We start from the raw sequence: 22,106 nt of genomic DNA, 5'->3' as shown, positions 1-22,106 counted from the left end.
GTTACCTCGTTTCTTCTTTTCGCTCTTTTGCTCTTAGTTGTCCACATGCAGCATCAATATCTGCACCTTGATTACGTCTTATTGTAGCATTTATCCCGTTTCTTTTTAATTCTTTTTCGAATTTAAAGATATCTTCTTTTGATGTTTTTACATAATCACGTTCTGGTACGTGGTTAACTGGAATTAAGTTCACGTGACAGTTTAAATGTTTAATTAATTTTGCCAATGCTTTTGCATGATGAACTTGGTCATTCACGCCTCCGAATAAACCATATTCAAAAGTGATTCTTCTATTCGTTTTATTGACATAATATTCAATAGCTTCCATTAATTTATCTAAATCATAAGCTCTGTTTATAGGCATCAATCTAGAACGTGTTTCATTATCAGCAGCATGTAAACTTAATGCGAAGTTTATTTGTAGTGACTCATCAGCAAAATCATAAATTTTAGGGACAATTCCTGATGTAGACACTGTAATATGACGTGCTCCGATGTTTAATCCTTTATCATGATTAATGATTTTTAAGAATCCCATCATTTCATCATAGTTCTCAAATGGTTCACCAATACCCATAATAACGACTTGACTGACACGCTCATCCGTAGCATCTAAAGCTTTTTGAACTGTTAATACTTGCGCAACAATTTCACCCGCTTCAAGGTTACGTTTCAAACCACCGATTGATGAGGCACAGAACGTACAACCTATACGACAACCTACTTGAGTTGTCACACAAACTGAATTCCCATATTCATGTCTCATTAATACTGTTTCAATCGTGTATCCATCTTGTAATTCAAAAAGAAACTTGATTGTTCCATCTTTACTTTCTTGTTTAACAGCTACTTCTAACGTTGTAATTTCAAATGATTGTACAAGCTTTTCTCTCAATTCTTTTGAAAGATTTGTCATTTCGCTAAAAGCATCTACTCTTTTAACATATAACCAATCAAAAATTTGTTTAGCTCTAAACTTTGGTTCTGATTGATCGATCAACCAATCTTCTAATTCTCCTAATTGTAATGAATATATTGAAGGTCTTTCGAAGTTTGGCATAAATTTATTACGTTTTTTCTGTATCGCTGGCATATTAACTTTCCTTTCTCTTAATTTTAGTAATAAAGAAACCATCTGAATTATAATCTTGAGGTAGTAGCTGTAATGTTTTAGTTTCTTGATTTGTTCTCGGATCTATAAATGGTGCGAATTCAAATTCTGGATTTGCTTTTAAGAATGAATAAACAACATTTTCATTTTCCATTTGTTCAATTGTACAAGTTGAGTACACTAATTCTCCATTAGGTGCGAGAGATTTACTCGCATTTTCAAGGATTTCTAATTGCAAGTGCCATAATGATTCAACATCTTTTGACGTCTTATCATATTTAATTTCAGGCTTTCTTCTCATGACACCAAATCCACTACACGGTGCATCTACAAGGATGTAATCATATGTTTGATCAAAAGGCTGAGTTGCATCGTGTACAGCTGCTGTTACATTTTTAAGTCTTAATTTTTTGATATTAAAATCAATTAAATCTATTTTATGTGGGTGAATGTCAAACGCATCAACATGACCTGTTTGATTCATGATTTCAGCGATATGACAAGTCTTACCACCTGGTGCACTACATGTATCTAATACTGTACTATTCGGTTTCGGATTCAAAATTTCTGCTACAAACATTGAACTCTTATCTTGTACAGATAATAAACCATCTTTAAACAGTCTATCATTTACAATAGCTTCACCTTTAACATGTAAACATCTTTCTATGTCTTTATCTATTTCGACAGTATAACCATTACTTTGTAATCTTTCAACTGCATCTTCAACAGATATACGTGTTGTATTTACTCTCACTGTTGTATCTGGCGGTGTTAAACTTAGTAAACACATTTCTCTTGTCTTTTCATATCCGAAATGCGTAATCCAATGTTTCGTTAACCATAAAGGTACACTACCTTCTATTGATAATTTCTTATCATCATGTTTGATTTCATCTAATCTTCTTAATGGTGTAGACATGAAATTTCTAAGAATTGCATTAATTGCTTTACTATTGTGTAAATCACCGCGTACTTTAGCAATATTGACAGCTTCATTGATAATCGCATGATTTGGGACTTTATCTAAATATACATATTGATATGCACTCATAATTAATAGACGTTTCATCCAACCTTTTAACTTCGTCTTAATAAAAGGCTCAATTAAATATTCTAAAGTGATTTTTCTTTGTAAAGTACCATATACAAGTTCCGTTAATAATCCAACATCTTTTTTAGATACGGCTTCGTTTTTTATCGCTTCATTAAGTTGTAGATTACTATATGCTTCACCTGTTAGTACATCATCTAGAATCGTTAATGCAACGTTTCTTACATTGTTTTTCATCATATTAATTTAGTCCCATCAATTTTTGATTGTAATCCGCTTAAATAATCTCGTGCTTGCACACGTTTTTTACCTGCTAATTGTATTTCAGTTAAAGCAACACCATCTTCACTGCCTGTTGCTACTATAATAGCTGATTTAGTTGTTTCAACAATTTCTCCTGGATTACCTTTAACATTTCTTACTATTTCACTGCGCCACAATTTCATATTTTTATCATTCATCGTTGTATATGCAACTGGCCAAGGTGATAACCCTCTAATATGGTTATGAATTGATTCAGCATCTTGTGTCCAGTCAATTCTTTCATCTTCTCTTGAAATATTAGAAGCGAAACATACTAGAGATTCATCTTGAGGAATGCTATCATTTGTTCCATTAAAAATAGTAGGTAAAGTTCGTTTCAATAATGCTGTACCGAGTACTGCTAGTTGATCATGAACATCTCCTACTGTGTCGTTCTCTTTAATGTCGATTTCATCTTGGCTAATAATATTACCTGCATCTAATTTTTCTGCCATATACATAATTGTTACGCCAGTCTTCTTCTCACCATTCATAACTGCATAATGAATCGGTGCACCACCGCGATATTTAGGCAGCAATGAAGCATGCACATTGACTGCTTTGTATTTTGGCGCATCTAATAATGATTTTGGTAATAGCTGTCCAAATGCTGCAGTTACGATCAAATCAGGTTGTAAATTAATAATCTCTTCTAATTCTGGTGAATGATTTAATTTTTCAGGTTGATATACTGGAATATTGTGTTCAACTGCTACTTTTTTAACAGGAGGTGGTGTCAGTACTTTTTTTCTACCTACTGGACGATCCGGTTGAGTAACAACTGCAATCACTTCATGTTCTTCGATTAACATTTCAAGAATGCCTGTAGAAAAATCTGGTGTACCCATAAATACAATTTTACTCATCCTTATACATCTCCTCTAGTTCTTCTTCGCTAATTTCTCTTGTCATCTTATCCGTGAATAACTCACCATATAAATGATCTACTTCATGTAAAATAATACGCGCAATATCATCATACGCAGTTAGTTCAACTTCATTACCATTTAAATCATTACTTTTCACAACAATCATTTTACTTCTGTTCACTTCCCCAAAGACACCAGGTACGCTGAGACAACCTTCTACATCAGCTTCAGTTTCTTCAGATTGAGAAACAATCGTTGGATTGATCAGCTGCAAAATACCTTCTTGCTCCATATCAACAATCGCAACTTTAAGATCAACGCCAATTTGAGGTGCAGCTATACCCACCCCATCATTTTCAAACATTGTATCCTCTAAATCAGCAATTAATGTTTTTAAAGACTCATCAAAAGTCACAACATCTTTAACTTCTCTATTTAATATTGGATTTGGTACCGTAACAAGTGCTTTTACAGCCATATCTATCGCTCCTTTTTAAAAACTCATCGTATAATTATAACGTAAATCAATATAAAAAGCGACAGAGAAAATTCATCTACAATCGCTTATATTGATTTGATAGAAATTTTTGAGTAAACGAAGTAAAATTGAATTACCAATAAATAACAGAAAGGAGTCCTATATGAACGCATCCGATTACTATCAATATTTACTCGCACTTGAATCACGGAAGATTTTATCGAAAGATGAGAGGAATAATCTTCTCACTTATTACAACGGTAAAGAAGGAGAACGCTATTTCAAATCATTTTTAAATACGGTACCAAACATCAGCTATATTTATGACTTCGAATTCGGTCATCAACATCATGTCCAAATTGATTTTTTAGTCGCAACAGACAATACACTTTTCTTATTTGAAATTAAACATTATAGAGACGAGTGGTACTTCGAACAAGATTACTTAAAAAATAGTTACGGAATCACTACGAAATCCCCCATTAAACAAACTCAATTTATGAAATCTGAATTAGAAAAATTACTGTATCAAAATGGTATACATATAGATATTCAGCCTTATATCATTTTTACGAACCCTCATTTTATACCAGTTGGAAACTGGCCACATGATCAGAATATCATCTACTTCAATCAGTTAAATCAAATCAAAGAAATTTTACAATCTCATACATCAAAGTTTAACCCCGCACTTTTAAACTTTTTATTACAACACAAGAAAATTCACTCCACTTATTATCAAAAAGAAATCACACCTTACTTCGACATCAGTTTAGCAGGTATAAAATGCCCGAGCTGTAGAAAAATGCACACTATCAATATAGTAGAAAGTAAAATCTACTATAACTGCACATACTGTTACTCTAAGATCAAATCCGAAGAAATCGTCCTGTACAATTTGAAAGAACTCTATTATTTAAAAAGAGACGGCTTCACATTTGATGAAGCCATCCAGTGGTGTTATCCGGTGAAGCAATATACAATTGGCCGTGTTTGTAACAAGTATTTCAAATCAGAGAAGAAAAGAAATAGAAAATTTTTCCCTAAATAAACTAGTGTGGCGTTTGTTATTTGCACTTTTAGCCAGAACTGCTAATAACAGGGTCAGTATTTGCACTTTTAGCCAAAACTGCTAATAACAGGGTCAGTATTTGCATCTTTGGCCAGAACTGCTAATAACGGGGTCAGTATTTGCACCTTTAGCAAGAACTGCTAATAACGGGGTCAGTATTTGCACCTTTGGCCAAAACTGCTAATAACGGGGTCAGTATTTGCACCTTTGGCCAAAACTGCTAATAACGAGGTCAGTATTTGCACCTTTGGCCAGAACTGCTAATAACGGCATCAGTATTTGCACCTTTGACCAAAACTGCTAATAACGGGGTCAGTACTTCTCCCCACACATACATCAATCTCTTGAATTTAATCTATTTATTGATATTATCAACTTGTGGTGAGGATTATGCACACTAAAAATAAAAATGAATTGGAATTCACCATATTCAATATTGATATTAAGGTTGTTACTTTTTATAAATTTCTATATCAAATTAACGATATCATTCTTGCGATGATATTTATAACGGGTAGTTTTCTATTTTTTAATGAGTCGACTACTTTTGCAGGAACTGTTCTATTTGTAATTGGGAGTTTCCAAATGCTTATTCGTCCGTTGATTGCAATTTCAAGAGATATTCATATCAGTAAAATTAGAAAAGAGAACTAGATTTTGCCCTCATCATATGAAAAACCCGTGAAATCATCAAATTTCACGGGTTTCTTCTATTTACATCATCATCTGTGGGTTAATATCTATTTCTAGTGATAGTTTATCTTTTAAGTATTGCTCGTGATAATAATCATCTAAATATTGTAAGGCTGTTAATAAATCTGGTTCGTTCTTAAATTTAATTAATATTTGGAATCGATGTCTATTATTAATACGTGACAACGGGCTTGGTGATGGTCCTAATACAAAGGATTGTGTTGTAACGTGTTGCAACAATATACCATGTATATGCTTGGATGCTTTTAATACTTTTTTAATATCGGTATGACTAATAGTCAAATTCACAAGATAATAATAAGGTGGGTACTTACCAATCTGTCTAAATTTCATTTCTTTTTGATAAAAGGACATATAGTCATTGCTTGTAACATCTAAGATTGCGTAATGATCCGGGTTATATGTTTGAATCATGACTTCGCCTTGTTTCTCATGTCGACCTGCTCTACCTGCAACTTGAGTTAATAATTGGAATGTCTTTTCACTTGATCTGAAATCTGGCAAGTTTAACATCGTATCTGCATTAAGTACGCCTACTAATGTGATATTTTCAAAGTCCAGTCCTTTAGCAATCATCTGTGTCCCTAACAAAATATTAGCTTCTTGGTTCCCGAAAGCTGTTAATAATTTTTCGTGGGCACCTTTTTTCGAAGTGGTATCGACATCCATTCTAATAACTTTAGCGCGGTCGAATGTGTCGTATATAATTTCTTCGACTTTCTGCGTACCAACACCCATTTGTCGTATATGTTCACTTTCACAACTTGGACATCTTTGAGGCATAGGTTCACTATATCCACAATAATGACATTTTAAATCATCATGTGTTTTGTGATATGTAAGCGAAATATCACAATTTGGACATTGTGGCACATGCCCGCAATCTCTACATAATACAAATGATGAATGTCCTCTTCTATTTAAGAATAAGACAATTTGTTCACCTTTATCAATGCGATCTTGAATGGCTTTTGTAAGGTCATTAGAGAACATCGAACGATTACCTTCTTGAAGTTCTTCCCTCATATCAATAAGTTCAATTTCAGGCATTTTCTGTTGATTTACACGATCTGGTAATCCTAAATATTGATAAACATTTTTCTCTGCACGTGCAAAAGTTTCTAGACTTGGTGTAGCAGATCCTAATACGACTGGGCATTTGTGATATTCACTTCTCCATATCGCGATTTCTCTTGCATGATATCTCGGATAATCTTCTTGCTTATAAGTTGCTTCATGCTCTTCGTCAATGATAATAAGACCTAATTTTTCAAATGGTGCAAACACACTTGATCTCGCACCGACTGAAACACTTGCTTTACCATCTCTTATTTTTTGCCATTCATCGTATTTTTCACCTTTAGATAAACCGGAATGTAATACAGCTACTTCATCACCAAAGCGCGCTTTAAATCGGTTAACCATTTGCGGTGTTAATGCAATTTCAGGCACAAGCATAATCGCCTGTTCGCCTTTTTTGAGTACATTCTCAATAGTTTGTAAATATACTTCTGTTTTTCCCGAACCCGTCACACCGTGTAAAAGAAATGTCTTCGATTCATTATTACGAACCGCTTCATCAATCTTTGTAAAAGCTTCATGTTGCGCCTCAGTCAATGCTTTATTATGTTCTTTTTCAAAAATGCGATGCTCATACGGATCTCTATTCATAATGCCATCGTATTTTTCTAATATTTGATTTTTAACAAGCGTATTGATACTCGATTCTGAGAACCCTTCTTCTTTTAATGTTCTGAGCATGACATCTTCTCGTCTATGTTCAATTAAATAGTTCATGACATCGAGTTGTTTTTCTTTTTTACTCAATGACATTAAAATCTCATCTAATCGATCTGTAGGGACGATTCTTACGCAAGTTACATATTTTCTTGTGAGTTGTTGACCTACAATTGTGTCTTTTATAATTGCCTCATTTTCTACAAAGTCTTCTAAAATAGAAACAATTTGAAGTTGTTGCGCTTGTTCAAATGTTAAAATACCTTCTTTATTAAAATGATTTAAATATTGTGCAGGAATCCCTTCTGGATCAGCAACACAATATACTTTTTGATATTTAGCTTTGACAGCACTCGGTAACATAATTTCTAAAGCTGAAATACGCTTAACTAAATGAAAGTTAGACATCCATTCACTCAGTTCAATGAGTTCCGCTGTTAACTCTGGTTTAAAATCTTTAACACGAATGATTGATTTTAATTTTGACTGATCAATTTCACTCGTTAATTCTTCACTTATGCCAATGACAAATCCTTGAATTTTACGTGGACCAAAAGGCACTTCAACTCTAACACCGACTTTGACGATATCTTCAATATCTTGCGGAATTAAATAATCAAATATTTTGTCGACATTTTTAGCTGGAATATCTACGACTACATTTGCAATCAATCTTCCCACCTACTAGTAATTTCATTTAAAATTTTGATGGCCACTTGTTGTTTAGAAGCTTTAGCAATTGGTACTTTATCACCATTTGCAAAATACATATCTACTTCATTATCTGAAGATCTAAAACCAATTGTCTCATTCGCAACGTGATTGGCAACAATGACGTCTGCATTTTTCTTTTTCAATTTACCCATTGCATATTCTTCGACATTATCTGTTTCAGCAGCAAATCCAACTAAATATTGCTTATCTTTATGTTCCCCTAAATATTTAAGGATGTCTGTCGTTCTTTTAAATGTAAGCTGTAAGTCGCCATCTTTCTTTTTCATTTTATGTTCAGAAGTTTCAACTGGTGTATAATCAGCGACTGCTGCTGCTTTAATAATCATGTCCATATCATTCATACGTGATTTAACAGCTTGGAACATATCTTCAGCACTTGTTACTTGAACAAATTCTACGCCAACAGGTTGCGTTAAATTTGTCTCTCCACTTACTAATGTAACGTTCGCCCCTAAATCTCTTGCAGCTTCAGCTAATGCATAACCCATCTTTCCACTTGAACGATTTGTAAAATAGCGTACAGCATCTACTTTTTCAACTGTTGGTCCAGCAGTTACAAGTACGTTTTTACCTTTTAAAGCAAAAGTTTGTGGTTGAGCTTGTTCTTTAAAATAATCATCAATAATTGTCAAAATGGTAATCGGTTCTTCCATTCTACCTCTTGCAACATAACCACAAGCTAAATAACCTTCACCAGGCGCAATGAATTTATAACCATAATTTCTTAAACGAGACATATTTTCAACGGTAGAAGGATGTTCAAGCATATGAACATTCATTGCTGGTGCGATAAAAACAGGAGCAGTCGTAGCGAGTAATGTTGAAGTCACCATGTTATCTGCTAAGCCATTCGCTAATTTACTAATTGTATTAGCTGTTGCAGGCGCAACAATGACTGCATCAGCCCAGTCAGCTAACGTAATATGTTGAATTTCACTGACATCTTTTTCGTCAAAAGTATCTGTATAAACGTGATTGCGACTTATAGCTTGAAATGCCAATGGTGTCACAAACTGTTTCGCATGTTCAGTTAACATGACGCGCACTTGATAGCCGCTTTGTGTTAATTTGCTCGTTAAATCTATAGCTTTATAGGCAGCTATTCCCCCAGTTACAGCTAGAAGTATATTCTTCATTTGTGTACTCCTCCGATTAATTCGATTCTTAAACTTTATATTTATTATACATTCTTTAAAAAAGACTGTCATGAATCTAAATTACAATATCCATATTCAATAAAAAGACCTTTCATGTATGGATTGGTCGTCCAAACATAAAAGGTCTTTCGTTAATTCAAATGATTAGTCTTCTAATTTAGCATATACTTTATGAGCTGCTATTTCTTCTAGTGCTTGACCTACATTTTTTAGTGAACGATATTCATCTAATAATAAACTGTCAGGGTGTTCTTGTAATTCACGTGCTCTCTTAGCTGCAGTTGTAACAACTAAATATTTAGAATTGATGCTGTCTTTTAATTCGTTTTGTGGTGGGTATAACATTATTTTTTTGCCTCCAATATCATTTTTCTGTAACGTGCTTCAACACGTTCTCTTTTTAAGTGTTCAGCTTCTACGATGGCTTGAATACGCTCTTTCGCTAATTCAACTTCATCGTTTACTACAACATAATCGTAAAGGTTCATCATTTCAACTTCTTTACGTGCTTCAAGAATTCGGTTCTGGATGATTTCATCTGATTCAGTTCCGCGACCGACAAGTCTTTCTTTCAAATGTTCGAGACTTGGTGGTGCTAAGAAAATAAATAATGCTTCAGGGAATTTCTTTCTAACCTGTTTAGCACCTTCTACTTCTATTTCTAAAAATACATCATAACCGTTATCCATCGTATCTCTTACGTATTGTACTGGCGTACCATAGTAATTACCAACATACTCAGCATACTCTATAAATTGGTCATCAGCAATTAAAGCTTCAAATTCTTCTCTTGATTTAAAGAAATAATCTACGCCATCCGTTTCTCCTTCACGCATGTTTCGAGTAGTCATAGAGATAGAATATTTAAAATCCGTACTCGGATCATCAAATATTGATTTACGTACTGTTCCTTTACCAACTCCAGATGGGCCAGAGAGCACTATCAGTAACCCTTTTTCTATGTTCATGTCAAACGACCTTTCCTAATGAATACTAACGATTTATTATCATTTTGTTTTTTTATATCTTACCATATTTCAATTCTATATGGCTAGAGACGTTTAAAGATTAAACAGAATTATACTCATTTAATCCCTTACATGTTACAATAAATTGACTTTTGATAAAGGTGTGAATGCAAATGGCTTTTGATGGCTTATTTACTAGAAAGATCGTTGAAGATATACAATCGCTCGTAACTGGGCGAATTCATAAAATTGCTGAACCTAGTAATGACACAATTATATTAACAATTCGAAGTGAACGAAAAAATAAACAATTACTATTATCAACACATGCAAATTTCAGTCGTTTTCACTTAACTGCTGAAAAATTTGATAATCCTTTCGACCCACCAATGTTTCTTAGAGTGCTACGTAAACATTTAGATGGCGGCATTATTCAAAGTATTACTCAAATTGGTAATGACCGACTAGTAGAGATCGATGTTCATTCTAGAGATGAAATTGGTGATTTAAGAAAACGAACAATCGTATTAGAAATTATGGGTAGACATAGTAATATCATTTTAATAGATGGCGACCGTAAAATTATCGACGGCTTTAAACATCATACACCTAATACTAATACTGCTCGTACAATTATGCCAGGTTTCAAATATGAATATCCACCTACTGTTAAGAAATTAAATCCTTTCGAAGTGGATGATATTAATAAATATATTGATTTTAATTCGGGTAAAATTGACCGACAGCTCCTTCAACAATTTGAAGGTTTTAGTCCACTTATAACGAAAGAGATTACATCTAGACGTCCATTTATGAATCAAGAAACATTAGTGGAAGCTTTTAATGAAGTAATGGATGAAGTTCAACAATCACCTAATCCTGTTATTTATAGTGATGATTCGACTGGCAAAGAAATTTTCTATTTTATGCCGTTACATTCTTACGGAAATGACTATATGTCCTTTGATAATTTACATGAATGTTTAGATAGATTTTATGAATCACGTGGTGAAAGAGAACGCGTTAAGCAACGTGCATTAGATTTAGTTAAAATTGTTGACCAACATCTTCAAAAAAATCGCCATAAACTAGAGAAATTAATTAATGAGCGAGAAGCGGCTCGTAACAAAGATGAGCAACAATTATTTGGAGAATTAATAACGGCGAATATGTATCAAATTAAACAAGGTGACAAATCGTTAGAAACTATTAATTATTATAACAATGAGCCTGTTACAATACCTTTAAATCCAACAAAATCACCTTCAATGAATGCTCAATATTATTACAAACAATATAACAGACTTAAGACACGTGAAATAGAGTTAGATAAACAAATCAAATTGACACAATCTAATATCTTATATTTCGAATCATTAGAACAACAACTTGCCCATATTTCTGTTGATGATATTGATGACATTAGAGAAGAATTAGAAGATCAAGGTTTTGTTAAGAAACGTAAAAATAAGAAAAAGAAAAATTCTAACAAAATTACGTTAACGACATTTATTTCTACAGATGGTCAAACGATTTTATTAGGTAAAAATAATAAACAAAACGATTACTTAACACATCGTGTCGCAAGAAAAAATCAATTATGGTTCCATACGAAAGATATTCCAGGTTCACATGTTGTCATACAAGAAGACGAACCAACGCAAAAAACAATCGAAGAAGCGGCAATGATTGCTGGGTATTATTCTAAAGCAAGTCAATCAGGTCAAATCCCAGTTGACTACACTGCTATAAAGAATGTCCACAAACCGAGTGGTGCTAAACCAGGATTTGTCACTTACGACAGTCAAACAACACTTTATGTCACAACTGATTATGACGATATTAAAAAATTACTTAAAAAATAACAAAAACTTTCATAACTCGATTGGCCAGAAATCATTTTCAAAGGCTTTTCAGTTATGAAAGTTTTTCTTTTATATATTGCATTTATGACTGTTGTTCAGGTAAAGCAAGTTGGAAGTTCACGCCAAATTTATCTTGAACCCATGCAAACTCTCTAAATGTTGGTGGTAATTCTGTTTTCGGCATAAGAATCGCGCCACCCGATTTAAGTTTTGAATATAAATGTTCCATTTCCATTGCTGATTCACACGTTACATATAATGACATTGCAGGATTCATCTCAATTTCAACACCATTCGTTTGATCGATTCCCATAAATATTTGTCCATTTATTTTAAATATAGAATGTTGAACAGTCCTAGGTTCACCAGGTCCCTCTTCACCATACTTAACCATTGTTAAAATTTCACTATCTTTAAAAATAGACGTATAAAAATTAATCGCTTCTTCAGCTTCACCGTTAAACATTAAAAATGTCGTAATTTTTGGTATCATTGAATAAACACTCCATCAACAGATTTTAATCATTTTTTAAATCGTATATAATTTAGTATAATCTTATTAAGCGTTAAAGACAAAGGAGAGATTTTATGTCACTTTCATTATTGTTACCGATCGTCATTATGTTAGCCATTATCATTGTCGGATATATATTTATTAAACTATTTATGGATTAAAATACAACATAAAGCAATGCTTGGATCAACATCCAAGCATTGCTTTTTTAATTTTATTTCAATTATTTACTTGCTACTAAATCTATACCAAATAACCATGGAACCATGAACCATACAAATCCGACGATAATTACACAGCTGATTAAGTTTAACCAAAATCCGGCTGTCGCCATTTCTCGGATCGTTACTTTGTCTGTACCAAATACAATCGCATTTGGTGGTGTTCCGACTGGTAACATAAATGCACAGTTTGCAGCCATTGCTGCTGGAATCATTAATGCTAGTGGATGTACATGAATACCAACTGCTATTGTAGCTAAAATTGGTAAGATCATTGTAGCTGTTGCAGTATTAGATGTAATTTCAGTTAAGAATAATACAAACAGCGTAACAATTCCTATAATTAAGATGATATTGACGCCATCTAATCCTGAAATTTGTTTACCCATCCATTTATCTAATCCACTTTCTGTAATGGCAGAAGCTACTGCTAAACCACCACCAAATAGTAATAAAATGCCCCATGGTAAATCTTTAGCAATTGACCAATCAAGAATTCTAGCAAATTTGCGTCTTGCTGGAATTAAGAATAGAATAACTGCTACGAACATTGAAATTGTGCCATCTTTAACTAATTCTGTAAAAGGTAATTGTGCTAATAAGAATTCTCTAGATACCCATAAAAATGCAGCTAAACAGAATAATGTGAATACAACTTTTTCTTCATAAGTCGTCTTACCTAAAGCATCTAATTCTCTCGTAATGATTGCTTTTCCACCTGGTAATTCTTTCATGTCATGTTTAAATATTACGAAATTTAAATATGCCCAAGTTATTGCGAGTAAGATAATGACCGTTGGCACACCCATAACCATCCATTGACCGAATCCAATTTCTTCTCCAAAAATCTTTTCGTATTGACCTTTCAAAATAATAAGAGGCGGTGTCCCTATTAAAGTTCCCAATCCTCCAATTGTACCTGCATAACCGATACCAAGTACGAGTGATTTTTCAAATTGTGATAAATTGTGGTTCCCATCACCTTCTGCTGTTAATTCATTCGCTTCTTTAATAATTGCCATACCGATTGGAATCATGATCATTACGGCTGCTGTGTTTGAAACAAACATCGATAAAGCACCCGTTGCAATCATAAATCCTAATAAAATTCTACCTGTACTCGTACCAATACTTTTAATAATGACGAGTGCAATTCTTGTATGTAAATTCCATCTTTCCATTGCAACTGCAATAATGAAACCACCTAAGAATAGGAATACAATATCATCTCCATATGCACTTGAAACTGTCGCGCTATCCATAATTCCGCCTAACGGGAAAAGGAATAAAGGCATTAAACTTGTTGCTGGAATTGGTATAGCTTCAGTAATCCACCATACGGCAATCCATAAAGTAGCAGCCATAACGTAGACACCATTTTGACTCAGTCCATCTGCTTTGAAAAATAATAACACAACTAAAAATAGTAATGGACCTAATATTAATCCGATAAGTTGTGCGGTATTGTAAGCTTTCAATTCAGGATCTGGTTTATTTTGATTTTTTAATGCATCCGTTGAAAAGAACTTTAACATTTCTTTCGTACGTCCACTTTCTTTCCAAAGTTGATTCGTAAACTTATTATCACGTTTATTCATACATTTCGCCCCCTTTAAAAGTGTATACGTTTACATTTTAACAAACGTCATTCTTAATTCATACAATTTTCTGAATATTCATGCTTAAAAAAATAAAAACTACTAAAAAAATTGATACCAATTTTTTAGTAGTTTTTTTCTTAATGTCTTATTAATCATCAAAGAATCCTTTTGCTTCTAATTCTTTTTTGATACTTTTAAATATGTTTTTGTCGCCTAAATCATATCTTCTCTGTCTATTCACGTTTGTGTTATTCGAATAACCTGTACGTTCGTACATATTTTCGTCTCTTACTTCATAGTGATTAAAGTCAGGTTTCGCATTAGAATCTTTTTTAAGAAAATCATTAATATGTCCCCATTTTTTTATCTGCTCTTGTTCTTCTGCAGCAGATAATTTATGTTGGCTTTCCATAAAGACCCCCCTTATCTTGACTTTATTATAAAGTATCTTTCCAAGCTTTTAAAGTTTTTATATCTTTATTTTCGATATAACCTTCTTTTTCAGCTACTGAAATTAGCTCATCATAGTTAGATAAAGTATAGAATGGAACATCGATTGCTTTGAAAGCTTCTTCTGCTTTGTTAATACCATATGTAAAGATTGCAAATACCCCTAATACTTCCGCGCCATCTTCAATTAAAGCTTCAACAGCGTTAATTGATGAACCACCTGTTGATATTAAATCTTCAATTACAACTACTTTTTTCCCTTTGCTTAAAGCACCTTCGATTTGATTCCCTTTACCATGACCTTTGCTTTTAGATCTTACATAGCTCATCGGTAATTTTAGTTGATCCGCAACAAATGCTGCATGCGGAATACCTGCTGTTGCCGTACCAGAAATAATTTCAGCGTCTTGAGCGTGTTCTTTGATCAATTCAATTAAACCTTGATAAATATTTTCTCTAATTTCAGGATATGCTAATGTCACTCTATTATCACAATAAATCGGTGATTTAATGCCTGAACTCCATGTATATGGATCGTCAGGTGAAAGTGTTACAGCTTTAATTTCTAATAATGATTGTGCGATATTTTGAGTCATATGAATTATCCTTCCCATCTTTGTAATATTTCGTGATATCTTGCTACTGGATCTTCATGTTGCGTAATTGAACGACCCACTACTATATGTGTTGAGCCTAATTTTTTAGCGTCTTCTGGTGTTGTCACACGTTGTTGATCATGTGTCATATCAGATTCTAAACGTATACCTGGTGTCACTTTCAAGAAAGTTTCGCCGATATGTTCTTGAATTAAATTAGATTCTAATGGTGAACAAACGACACCATCAAGTCCTGCTTCATGTGCCATTTTTGCATAGTGCACGACTGATTCATTGATGGATGATTGAATATTTTGTTCATCTTTCATTTGTTGTTCTGTAGTAGAAGTTAACTGAGTTACAGCTATTAACTTAGCATTAGGATTTGTCTCACGTAAGCCTTCAAGTCCAGCAGCCATCATGTTTTTACCACCGGCTGCATGTACATTGATTAAATCGATATTGAGTTTACCTAATCCTTTTAATGCACCTTCAACAGTGTTTGGAATGTCATGTAACTTTAAATCTAAAAAGATATCATGACCTCTTTCTTTAATTCGGTTGATCGTTTCAGGACCATTTTGCAAATAAAGTTCCATACCTACTTTTACAAATAGGGGTTCATTAAATAAATCTAAAAATTGATCAACTTCCTCTAGAGTTGCAAAGTCTAATGCAATTATTGGTGTATTCTTCATGTTATTTGACAACTCCTTGTTGGTTATAAGTTCTACCTTTAAGTTCTGTAATATGTTCAACACCTAATTTATCGAGTAATGTAGGTAATTCATCAATAATATCTTTACAAACTGTTGGATTTTCAAAGTTTGCTGTTCCAACTGCTACTGCATCAGCACCAACTGAAATGAAATCAATGACATCTTGAGCCGTTCTCACGCCACCCATTGCGATAATTGGAATATCAACATGTTGACTGACTTCATATACCATTCTTAATGCAACTGGCTTGATTGCTGGTCCGCTCAGTCCACCTATAACATTGCTTATGATTGGTTTTCCAGTCTTCGCATCAATTCTTAATCCTACTAAAGTGTTAATCATCGTAATACCGTCTGCGTATTCTGCAATAGCTTTCGCCATTTCTACAATGTTCGTCACATTAGGTGATAACTTTACATACACTGGCACTTCTGAAACAGCTTTTACTTTTCTCGTCAGTTCTTTAGCCACTTCAGGTACAGTACCGAATTGAATCCCACCTTCTTTAACATTTGGACAAGAAATATTCAATTCTAGTGCATGAACATTTGATGCTTGTGAAATATGTTTTGCGACGTAAACATATTCTTCTTCAGTAGAACCTGCTACATTAGCAATAATAGGTACATCATATTGTTCTAGGTATTTCAATTCATGTTCCATAATATGGTGAACACCTGGATTTTGAAGGCCAATCGCATTAATCATACCGCTTGCCGTTTCAGCGACACGTGGCGCTTCATTACCGTATCTTGCAAATTGAGTTGCTGCTTTAATCATGATTGCACCTAGTTCTGATAAATCATAAAACTGACTGAATTCTTTTCCGAAAGCAAAGCATCCACTTGCTGGCATGATTGGATTTTTCAAATTTAACCCTGGTAGCGAAATATTTAATCGACTCATATGATGACAGCTCCTTTTTCAAATACGGGACCGTCTGTACAAACTTTGACATAACCCGCTTCATTATCCGTATGGCATACACATGCATAGCAAGCACCGATGCCACACCCCATACGTTCTTCAAGTGAAATATAACCTTTCACATCACTTAATTGAAGTGTTAAAGCTTTCAACATTGCTTTTGGTCCACAGCTGTAAAAAATATCGAAGGGTGTGTCTAAATTTTCAATAACAGTTGTAACAAATCCTTTAGTACCAAGTGTTCCATCTGCAGTTGCAACATACGTATCACCTAGCGCACTAAATTCGTCTATATAAAATGCATCTTTAGCACTTTGAAAACCTAATACGTGAATCGTCTTGATGCCTCTAGCATTGAGTTGCTTAGACAATTCGTACATAGGTGGCACGCCAATACCACCTCCGACTAGTAAGGCAGTATTTTGCGCTTCATCAACTGGGAATCCGTTCCCTAAAGGTGCAATCACATCTATTGGATCACCTTGTTTTAGTTGTGAAATCAATTCTGTACCGTGACCTTCTCTTCTAAAAAGCATTGTAAATGTTTCTTCTTCACGGTTTACTTCACAAATTGAAATTGGTCTTCTCAACATATGTTCAGTTCCTGTACCAGCTTTAATATGAACAAACTGTCCAGGTTTTTTCATATTTTTCGTAAGATTTCCACGTACTTTTAATTCAAAAATAGCGTCTGCTATTTGATTATTTGATACAACTGTCATTATCTCGGACATTATAATCCCCCCACTACATTTGTTCAGTTCTAAATGTCATACTTTCCACTACATCTGCTAAAGCATTTGCCGTATCAAGTGATGTTAAACATGGTATACCATTTTCTACAGATTCACGTCTAATTTGGAATCCATCTCTTTCATATACTTTACCTTTTGTCATTGTGTTGACCACAAGTTGTACTTCACCTTTTTGTATTACAGATAGAAGGTCATGTTCGCCGCCTATTTTACCAACCGTATACACTGGGATGTCATGTTCGTTAAAGTATTGTGCAGTACCTTCTGTTGCAAAAATTCTATAACCAATCTCATGAAATCTCTTAGCGATTGTTAGTGCTTCAGCTTTATCTTTATCACTTACAGTAAATAATGCTGTACCTTGATCTTGTACTTTTAAACCACTTGCTGTTAAACCTTTATATAATGCTTTTTCTAACGTACTGTCTTTACCCATTACTTCACCTGTCGATTTCATTTCAGGTCCTAATGTGATATCAACATTTTTAAGTTTATTAAAACTGAATACTGGTGCTTTAACATATACACCTTCTTTATATGGCGCTAAACCACTTTCATATCCTTGTTCTTTCAAAGTGATGCCTGCAATTGCTTTAGTAGCAATCTTCGCCATTGGAATTTCAGTAATTTTACTTAAGAATGGTACAGTACGACTTGCTCTTGGGTTAACTTCAAGTACAAATACTTCTCCTTTAGAAAGTACAAACTGAATATTGATAAGTCCTACTATGTTTAAGCCTTTTGCCAATTTCGTTGTATAATCGACTAATAAATTAATTTCTTCATCCGTTAAAGTTTGAGGTGGATAAACCGCAATTGAATCACCTGAATGGACACCCGCTCTTTCAATGTGTTCCATAATACCTGGAATGACAACCGTTTCACCATCTGAAATTGCGTCTACTTCAATTTCTTTACCTGTTAAATAACGGTCAATTAGTACTGGATGCTCTGGGCTTGCTTTAACTGCTTGTTCCATATAATTTCTCAATTCAGGTTCAGCGTATACAATTTCCATCGCTCTACCACCAAGTACGTATGAAGGTCTCACAACTACTGGATAACCAATTTCATTTGCGTTATCTATCGCTTCTTGTACTGAAGTGGCTGTTTTACCTAATGGTTGTGGTACATCAATTTTTTGTAATAAAGCTTCAAATTCTTTTCTATCTTCAGCTCTGTTAAGATCTTCAAGCGTCGTACCTAATATTTGAATGCCTTTTTGTGAAATTTTATCTGCTAAATTGATGGCTGTTTGTCCACCAAATTGAACGACTACGCCTTTAGGTTGTTCGTGATTAATGATACTCATTACATCTTCTTCAGTCAGTGGCTCAAAGTATAACTTGTCAGATATTGAGAAGTCTGTTGAAACTGTTTCAGGGTTGTTGTTAATAATAATTGCTTCATAACCCGCTTCTTGTATAGCCCATACAGCATGTACAGTAGCATAATCAAATTCCACACCTTGTCCAATTCTAATTGGACCTGATCCGAGTACGATGATTTTTTCTTTTTCAGTGACTATAGATTCATTTTCTTCTTCATAAGTACCGTAGAAATATGGTGTTTCTGATTCGAATTCTGCAGCACATGTATCTACTGTTTTGTACACTGGGTTAATACCATGCTCTTGTCTTAAATCATATATGTCTCGCTCTGATTGTTCCCATCTATGTGCAATGACTTTATCACTAAAGCCGTATTGTTTCGCCCATAATAATGCGTCTAAATCGCCTTTTTTCTCTTTTAAATCGTGCTCAATGTCGATGATGTGTTTGAATTTATTTAAGAAGAAGTAATCAATTTGTGTTAATTCATGTATTCTCTCAAGTGATGTACCACGTCTAATAGCTTCACCAATAAAGAATAATCTTTCATCATCTTGTGCTTTAATTCTCTCTTCAATGAAATCTAATTCAAATTCATCGCCATTTGGTAATCCTAAATGATGCACACCATATTCTAACGAACGAATCGCTTTTAATAATGATTCTTCATATGTTCTACCAATTGCCATGACTTCCCCAGTTGCTTTCATTTGTGTTCCTAGGTGACGTTCGCCTTTTTCGAATTTATCAAAAGGAAATCTCGGTATTTTAGAAACAACATAGTCTAGTGCTGGTTCAAATGCTGCATAAGATGTGCCCGTTACAGGGTTTAACATTTCATCTAAAGTCATACCGATTGCTATTTTGGCAGCTAACTTCGCAATTGGATAACCCGTTGCTTTGGAAGCTAAAGCTGACGATCTTGATACACGTGGATTAACTTCTATTATGTAGTAATCTAGTGATTTTGGATCAAGTGCTAATTGTACGTTACATCCGCCTTCAATTTTTAATGCACGAATAATTTTAAGTGATACATCTCTTAACATTTGATATTCTACGTCTGATAATGTTTGACTTGGTGCAACTACGATTGAGTCACCTGTATGAATACCTACTGGATCGATGTTCTCCATGTTACATACTACGATGGCATTATCATTTTTATCTCTCATCACTTCGTATTCTATTTCTTTGTAACCTGCGATGGATTTTTCTAATAAACATTGTGTTACTGGGCTGTATTTCAAGCCATTTTGAACAACTTCTATTAGTTCTTTTTCATCGTGACAAATTCCGCCACCAGTACCACCCATTGTAAACGCAGGTCGCACGATTAGCGGGTAGCCAATTTCGTTCGCAAAATTTAAAGCACCTTCAATATCATTCACGATATCACTTTCAGGTACTGGTTCATTTAATTCATTCATAAGTGTACGGAATAAATCTCTATCTTCAGCTTGTTCGATTGAAGATAGTTGTGTACCTAATAAACGTACGTTATTTTCTTCTAATACACCATTTTCGTGTAATTCAATTGCCATGTTCAAACCAGTTTGTCCACCTAAAGTTGGTAACAATGCGTCTGGTTGTTCTTTACGAATAATGCGACTCACAAAGTCTAAAGTTAAAGGTTCAATATATACTGTATCTGCTATTTCAGTGTCCGTCATAATTGTTGCTGGATTAGAGTTTACAAGTATTACGCGGTAACCTTCTTCTTTTAGTGCTAAGCATGCTTGAGTGCCTGCATAATCAAATTCTGCAGCTTGACCTATAATAATTGGGCCAGAACCAATTACTAAGATGGATTTTATATCAGTTTGTTTAGGCATTGATTGTACGCTCCTTCGCTTTATGTAATTTAATCATTTCAATAAATTCATCGAATAAATAGTTTGAGTCGTGCGGTCCAGGTGATGCTTCTGGATGATATTGTACTGAAAATGCTGGATATTTTTTATGTCTTAATCCTTCAATTGATTTATCATTTAATGCGATATGCGTCACTTCTAAATCAGTTTGTGCAATAGACGCTTCATCAATTGCATAACCATGGTTTTGACTTGTTAAATCTACTTTTCCAGTTTGTAAATTTTGTACTGGATGATTGGCACCTCTATGACCAAATTTCATCTTATAAGACGTTGCCCCTTGAGATAATGCAAACAATTGATGTCCTAAACAAATGCCGAAGAATGGTATTTTGCCGACTAATTGTTTAATTGTTTGAATGGTTTCTTGCACACTTTCAGGATTTCCTGGTCCATTTGAAACCATTATGCCATCTGGTGAGATATTCAGTATTTCTTCATATGATGTTTGATATGGTACGACTGTTACATCACAGCCTCTTCTATTAAGTTCTCTCACGATATTTTCTTTTTTACCGTAATCAATTAATACAACTTTATAGCCATCACCTGTTGAAATATATGGTCTAACTGATGAAACTTGTTCAACTTCGTCCGTTCTTAACGATTCAGTATTTAAGCGCTGAACGAGACTTTCTATTTCATCGGCATTATCAGTAAATCCAGCTTTAAGGACACCGAATTTTCTAATTTTACGTGTTAAACTTCTTGTATCAACACCTGAAATACCTGGTATATGATAGAATTTTAACGTTTCATCTAAAGACTTACTTGATCTAAAGTTACTTGGGTAATCACACGCTTCTCTCACAACAACACCATTTAAAGTTGGTGTTAATGATTCAAAGTCATCTCTGTTTATCCCGTAGTTACCAATAAGCGGGTAAGTAAATGTAATAATTTGTCCAGTATATGATGGGTCTGAAATTGTTTCTTGATAACCTGTCATTGCTGTATTAAAAACAATTTCACCAACTGTTAAATCATCTGAACCTAATGCATAACCTTTATATGTTGTACCATCTTCTAATACTAAGTATCTTTTATTTTTCAT

General features: G+C 34.0%; 20 protein-coding genes. 3 read left to right on the top strand and 17 right to left on the bottom strand.

The window, feature by feature from the left end:
• Position 1: 1 nt before the first annotated feature.
• From rlmN to def, 4 genes are read right to left on the bottom strand one after another with little or no spacing between them, the layout of a single operon-like run.
• Positions 2 to 1,093, bottom strand: coding sequence for a dual-specificity RNA methyltransferase RlmN (rlmN, locus tag LQ673_RS02755; protein ID WP_025904564.1), 1,092 nt, complete (start codon positions 1,091 to 1,093; stop codon positions 2 to 4).
• Position 1,094: 1 nt separating this feature from the next.
• A complete protein-coding gene (gene rsmB, locus LQ673_RS02750; protein WP_239704642.1) occupies positions 1,095 to 2,405 on the bottom strand; it encodes a 16S rRNA (cytosine(967)-C(5))-methyltransferase RsmB in 1,311 nt (436 codons plus the stop codon).
• The gene (gene fmt / locus LQ673_RS02745) at positions 2,402 to 3,334 is read right to left on the bottom strand and encodes a methionyl-tRNA formyltransferase (RefSeq protein WP_191836235.1); all 933 of its coding nucleotides are present in this window, start codon (positions 3,332 to 3,334) and stop codon (positions 2,402 to 2,404) included. The genes rsmB and fmt overlap by 4 nt, the downstream gene beginning before the upstream one ends.
• Positions 3,327 to 3,815 (bottom strand): peptide deformylase, encoded by a 489-nt coding sequence (gene def / locus LQ673_RS02740; protein ID WP_239704644.1) that lies wholly within the window; start codon positions 3,813 to 3,815, stop codon positions 3,327 to 3,329. The genes fmt and def overlap by 8 nt, the downstream gene beginning before the upstream one ends.
• A 163-nt stretch (positions 3,816 to 3,978) precedes the next feature.
• On the opposite strand from def, the gene LQ673_RS02735 reads away from it, so the two are divergent.
• Positions 3,979 to 4,866 (top strand): nuclease-related domain-containing protein, encoded by an 888-nt coding sequence (locus tag LQ673_RS02735; RefSeq protein WP_191836234.1) that lies wholly within the window; start codon positions 3,979 to 3,981, stop codon positions 4,864 to 4,866.
• 411 nt (positions 4,867 to 5,277) lie between these two features.
• Positions 5,278 to 5,541 carry a YrhK family protein gene (locus LQ673_RS02730; protein ID WP_191836233.1) on the top strand — a complete coding sequence of 88 codons (264 nt, stop codon included), beginning with the start codon at positions 5,278 to 5,280 and terminating at the stop codon, positions 5,539 to 5,541.
• Between the two features lie 60 nt (positions 5,542 to 5,601).
• On the opposite strand, the gene priA is transcribed toward LQ673_RS02730, so the two are convergent.
• The 4 genes from priA to gmk all read right to left on the bottom strand — a co-directional run bounded on the left by priA (position 5,602) and on the right by gmk (position 10,198).
• Entirely contained in the window at positions 5,602 to 8,010 is a 2,409-nt protein-coding gene (priA, locus tag LQ673_RS02725; RefSeq protein ID WP_191836232.1) for a primosomal protein N', read from the bottom strand.
• Positions 8,007 to 9,209 carry a bifunctional phosphopantothenoylcysteine decarboxylase/phosphopantothenate--cysteine ligase CoaBC gene (coaBC, locus tag LQ673_RS02720; RefSeq protein WP_191836231.1) on the bottom strand — a complete coding sequence of 401 codons (1,203 nt, stop codon included), beginning with the start codon at positions 9,207 to 9,209 and terminating at the stop codon, positions 8,007 to 8,009. The genes priA and coaBC overlap by 4 nt, the downstream gene beginning before the upstream one ends.
• Positions 9,210 to 9,374: 165 nt before the next feature.
• Complete coding sequence (gene rpoZ, locus LQ673_RS02715; RefSeq protein ID WP_016911048.1) at positions 9,375 to 9,575, bottom strand: DNA-directed RNA polymerase subunit omega; 201 nt, start codon at positions 9,573 to 9,575, stop codon at positions 9,375 to 9,377.
• On the bottom strand, positions 9,575 to 10,198 hold the full coding sequence (gene gmk, locus LQ673_RS02710) for a guanylate kinase (protein ID WP_025904573.1): 624 nt from the start codon (positions 10,196 to 10,198) through the stop codon (positions 9,575 to 9,577). Before gmk ends, rpoZ begins: the two co-directional genes overlap by 1 nt.
• A gap of 173 nt (positions 10,199 to 10,371) precedes the next feature.
• Here gmk and LQ673_RS02705 point away from each other — a divergent pair, with 173 nt between their 5' ends.
• Positions 10,372 to 12,063 (top strand): Rqc2 family fibronectin-binding protein, encoded by a 1,692-nt coding sequence (locus LQ673_RS02705; RefSeq protein ID WP_191836230.1) that lies wholly within the window; start codon positions 10,372 to 10,374, stop codon positions 12,061 to 12,063.
• Between the two features lie 82 nt (positions 12,064 to 12,145).
• Here LQ673_RS02705 and LQ673_RS02700 read toward each other — a convergent pair whose 3' ends face one another.
• The 9 genes from LQ673_RS02700 to LQ673_RS02660 all read right to left on the bottom strand — a co-directional run bounded on the left by LQ673_RS02700 (position 12,146) and on the right by LQ673_RS02660 (position 22,106).
• A complete protein-coding gene (locus LQ673_RS02700; protein WP_126476904.1) occupies positions 12,146 to 12,556 on the bottom strand; it encodes a VOC family protein in 411 nt (136 codons plus the stop codon).
• A 244-nt stretch (positions 12,557 to 12,800) separates the two neighbouring features.
• On the bottom strand, positions 12,801 to 14,333 hold the full coding sequence (locus LQ673_RS02695; RefSeq protein WP_239704795.1) for an SLC13 family permease: 1,533 nt from the start codon (positions 14,331 to 14,333) through the stop codon (positions 12,801 to 12,803).
• Between the two features lie 214 nt (positions 14,334 to 14,547).
• On the bottom strand, positions 14,548 to 14,811 hold the full coding sequence (locus LQ673_RS02690; RefSeq protein WP_025904577.1) for a hypothetical protein: 264 nt from the start codon (positions 14,809 to 14,811) through the stop codon (positions 14,548 to 14,550).
• Positions 14,812 to 14,836: 25 nt separating this feature from the next.
• Positions 14,837 to 15,445 (bottom strand): orotate phosphoribosyltransferase, encoded by a 609-nt coding sequence (gene pyrE / locus LQ673_RS02685; protein WP_107596664.1) that lies wholly within the window; start codon positions 15,443 to 15,445, stop codon positions 14,837 to 14,839.
• Between the two features lie 5 nt (positions 15,446 to 15,450).
• Complete coding sequence (pyrF, locus tag LQ673_RS02680; protein ID WP_191836228.1) at positions 15,451 to 16,143, bottom strand: orotidine-5'-phosphate decarboxylase; 693 nt, start codon at positions 16,141 to 16,143, stop codon at positions 15,451 to 15,453.
• 1 nt (position 16,144) lies between these two features.
• A complete protein-coding gene (locus LQ673_RS02675) occupies positions 16,145 to 17,071 on the bottom strand; it encodes a dihydroorotate dehydrogenase (protein WP_025904580.1) in 927 nt (308 codons plus the stop codon).
• A complete protein-coding gene (locus tag LQ673_RS02670) occupies positions 17,068 to 17,826 on the bottom strand; it encodes a dihydroorotate dehydrogenase electron transfer subunit (protein WP_049319175.1) in 759 nt (252 codons plus the stop codon). Before LQ673_RS02670 ends, LQ673_RS02675 begins: the two co-directional genes overlap by 4 nt.
• 13 nt (positions 17,827 to 17,839) lie before the next feature.
• Positions 17,840 to 21,013 carry a carbamoyl-phosphate synthase large subunit gene (gene carB / locus LQ673_RS02665; RefSeq protein WP_191836227.1) on the bottom strand — a complete coding sequence of 1,058 codons (3,174 nt, stop codon included), beginning with the start codon at positions 21,011 to 21,013 and terminating at the stop codon, positions 17,840 to 17,842.
• Positions 21,006 to 22,106, bottom strand: a complete 1,101-nt coding sequence (locus LQ673_RS02660; RefSeq protein ID WP_025904583.1) for a carbamoyl phosphate synthase small subunit — start codon at positions 22,104 to 22,106, stop codon at positions 21,006 to 21,008. The genes carB and LQ673_RS02660 overlap by 8 nt, the downstream gene beginning before the upstream one ends.

Origin of the sequence: Mammaliicoccus sp. O-M54 (assembly GCF_022386035.1) — a bacterium.
Taxonomy (GTDB): Bacteria; Bacillota; Bacilli; order Staphylococcales; family Staphylococcaceae; genus Mammaliicoccus; species Mammaliicoccus sciuri_A.
The sequence above is the reverse complement of the archived record's forward strand: the minus strand, read 5'-3'. Positions and strand labels throughout refer to the sequence as shown.

Coding starts and splice junctions, on each gene's coding strand:
- carB (WP_191836227.1), bottom strand. CDS start 21,013: ATGCCTAAACAAACTGATATAAAATCCATCTTAGTAATTGGTTCTGGC.
- def (WP_239704644.1), bottom strand. CDS start 3,815: ATGGCTGTAAAAGCACTTGTTACGGTACCAAATCCAATATTAAATAGA.
- pyrE (WP_107596664.1), bottom strand. CDS start 15,445: ATGACTCAAAATATCGCACAATCATTATTAGAAATTAAAGCTGTAACA.
- rlmN (WP_025904564.1), bottom strand. CDS start 1,093: ATGCCAGCGATACAGAAAAAACGTAATAAATTTATGCCAAACTTCGAA.
- LQ673_RS02730 (WP_191836233.1), top strand. CDS start 5,278: ATGCACACTAAAAATAAAAATGAATTGGAATTCACCATATTCAATATT.
- LQ673_RS02695 (WP_239704795.1), bottom strand. CDS start 14,333: ATGTTAAAGTTCTTTTCAACGGATGCATTAAAAAATCAAAATAAACCA.
- LQ673_RS02705 (WP_191836230.1), top strand. CDS start 10,372: ATGGCTTTTGATGGCTTATTTACTAGAAAGATCGTTGAAGATATACAA.
- gmk (WP_025904573.1), bottom strand. CDS start 10,198: ATGAACATAGAAAAAGGGTTACTGATAGTGCTCTCTGGCCCATCTGGA.
- fmt (WP_191836235.1), bottom strand. CDS start 3,334: ATGAGTAAAATTGTATTTATGGGTACACCAGATTTTTCTACAGGCATT.
- LQ673_RS02660 (WP_025904583.1), bottom strand. CDS start 22,106: ATGAAAAATAAAAGATACTTAGTATTAGAAGATGGTACAACATATAAA.
- LQ673_RS02735 (WP_191836234.1), top strand. CDS start 3,979: ATGAACGCATCCGATTACTATCAATATTTACTCGCACTTGAATCACGG.
- LQ673_RS02670 (WP_049319175.1), bottom strand. CDS start 17,826: ATGTCCGAGATAATGACAGTTGTATCAAATAATCAAATAGCAGACGCT.
- LQ673_RS02675 (WP_025904580.1), bottom strand. CDS start 17,071: ATGAGTCGATTAAATATTTCGCTACCAGGGTTAAATTTGAAAAATCCA.
- pyrF (WP_191836228.1), bottom strand. CDS start 16,143: ATGAAGAATACACCAATAATTGCATTAGACTTTGCAACTCTAGAGGAA.
- coaBC (WP_191836231.1), bottom strand. CDS start 9,209: ATGAAGAATATACTTCTAGCTGTAACTGGGGGAATAGCTGCCTATAAA.
- LQ673_RS02700 (WP_126476904.1), bottom strand. CDS start 12,556: ATGATACCAAAAATTACGACATTTTTAATGTTTAACGGTGAAGCTGAA.
- rpoZ (WP_016911048.1), bottom strand. CDS start 9,575: ATGTTATACCCACCACAAAACGAATTAAAAGACAGCATCAATTCTAAA.
- LQ673_RS02690 (WP_025904577.1), bottom strand. CDS start 14,811: ATGGAAAGCCAACATAAATTATCTGCTGCAGAAGAACAAGAGCAGATA.
- rsmB (WP_239704642.1), bottom strand. CDS start 2,405: ATGATGAAAAACAATGTAAGAAACGTTGCATTAACGATTCTAGATGAT.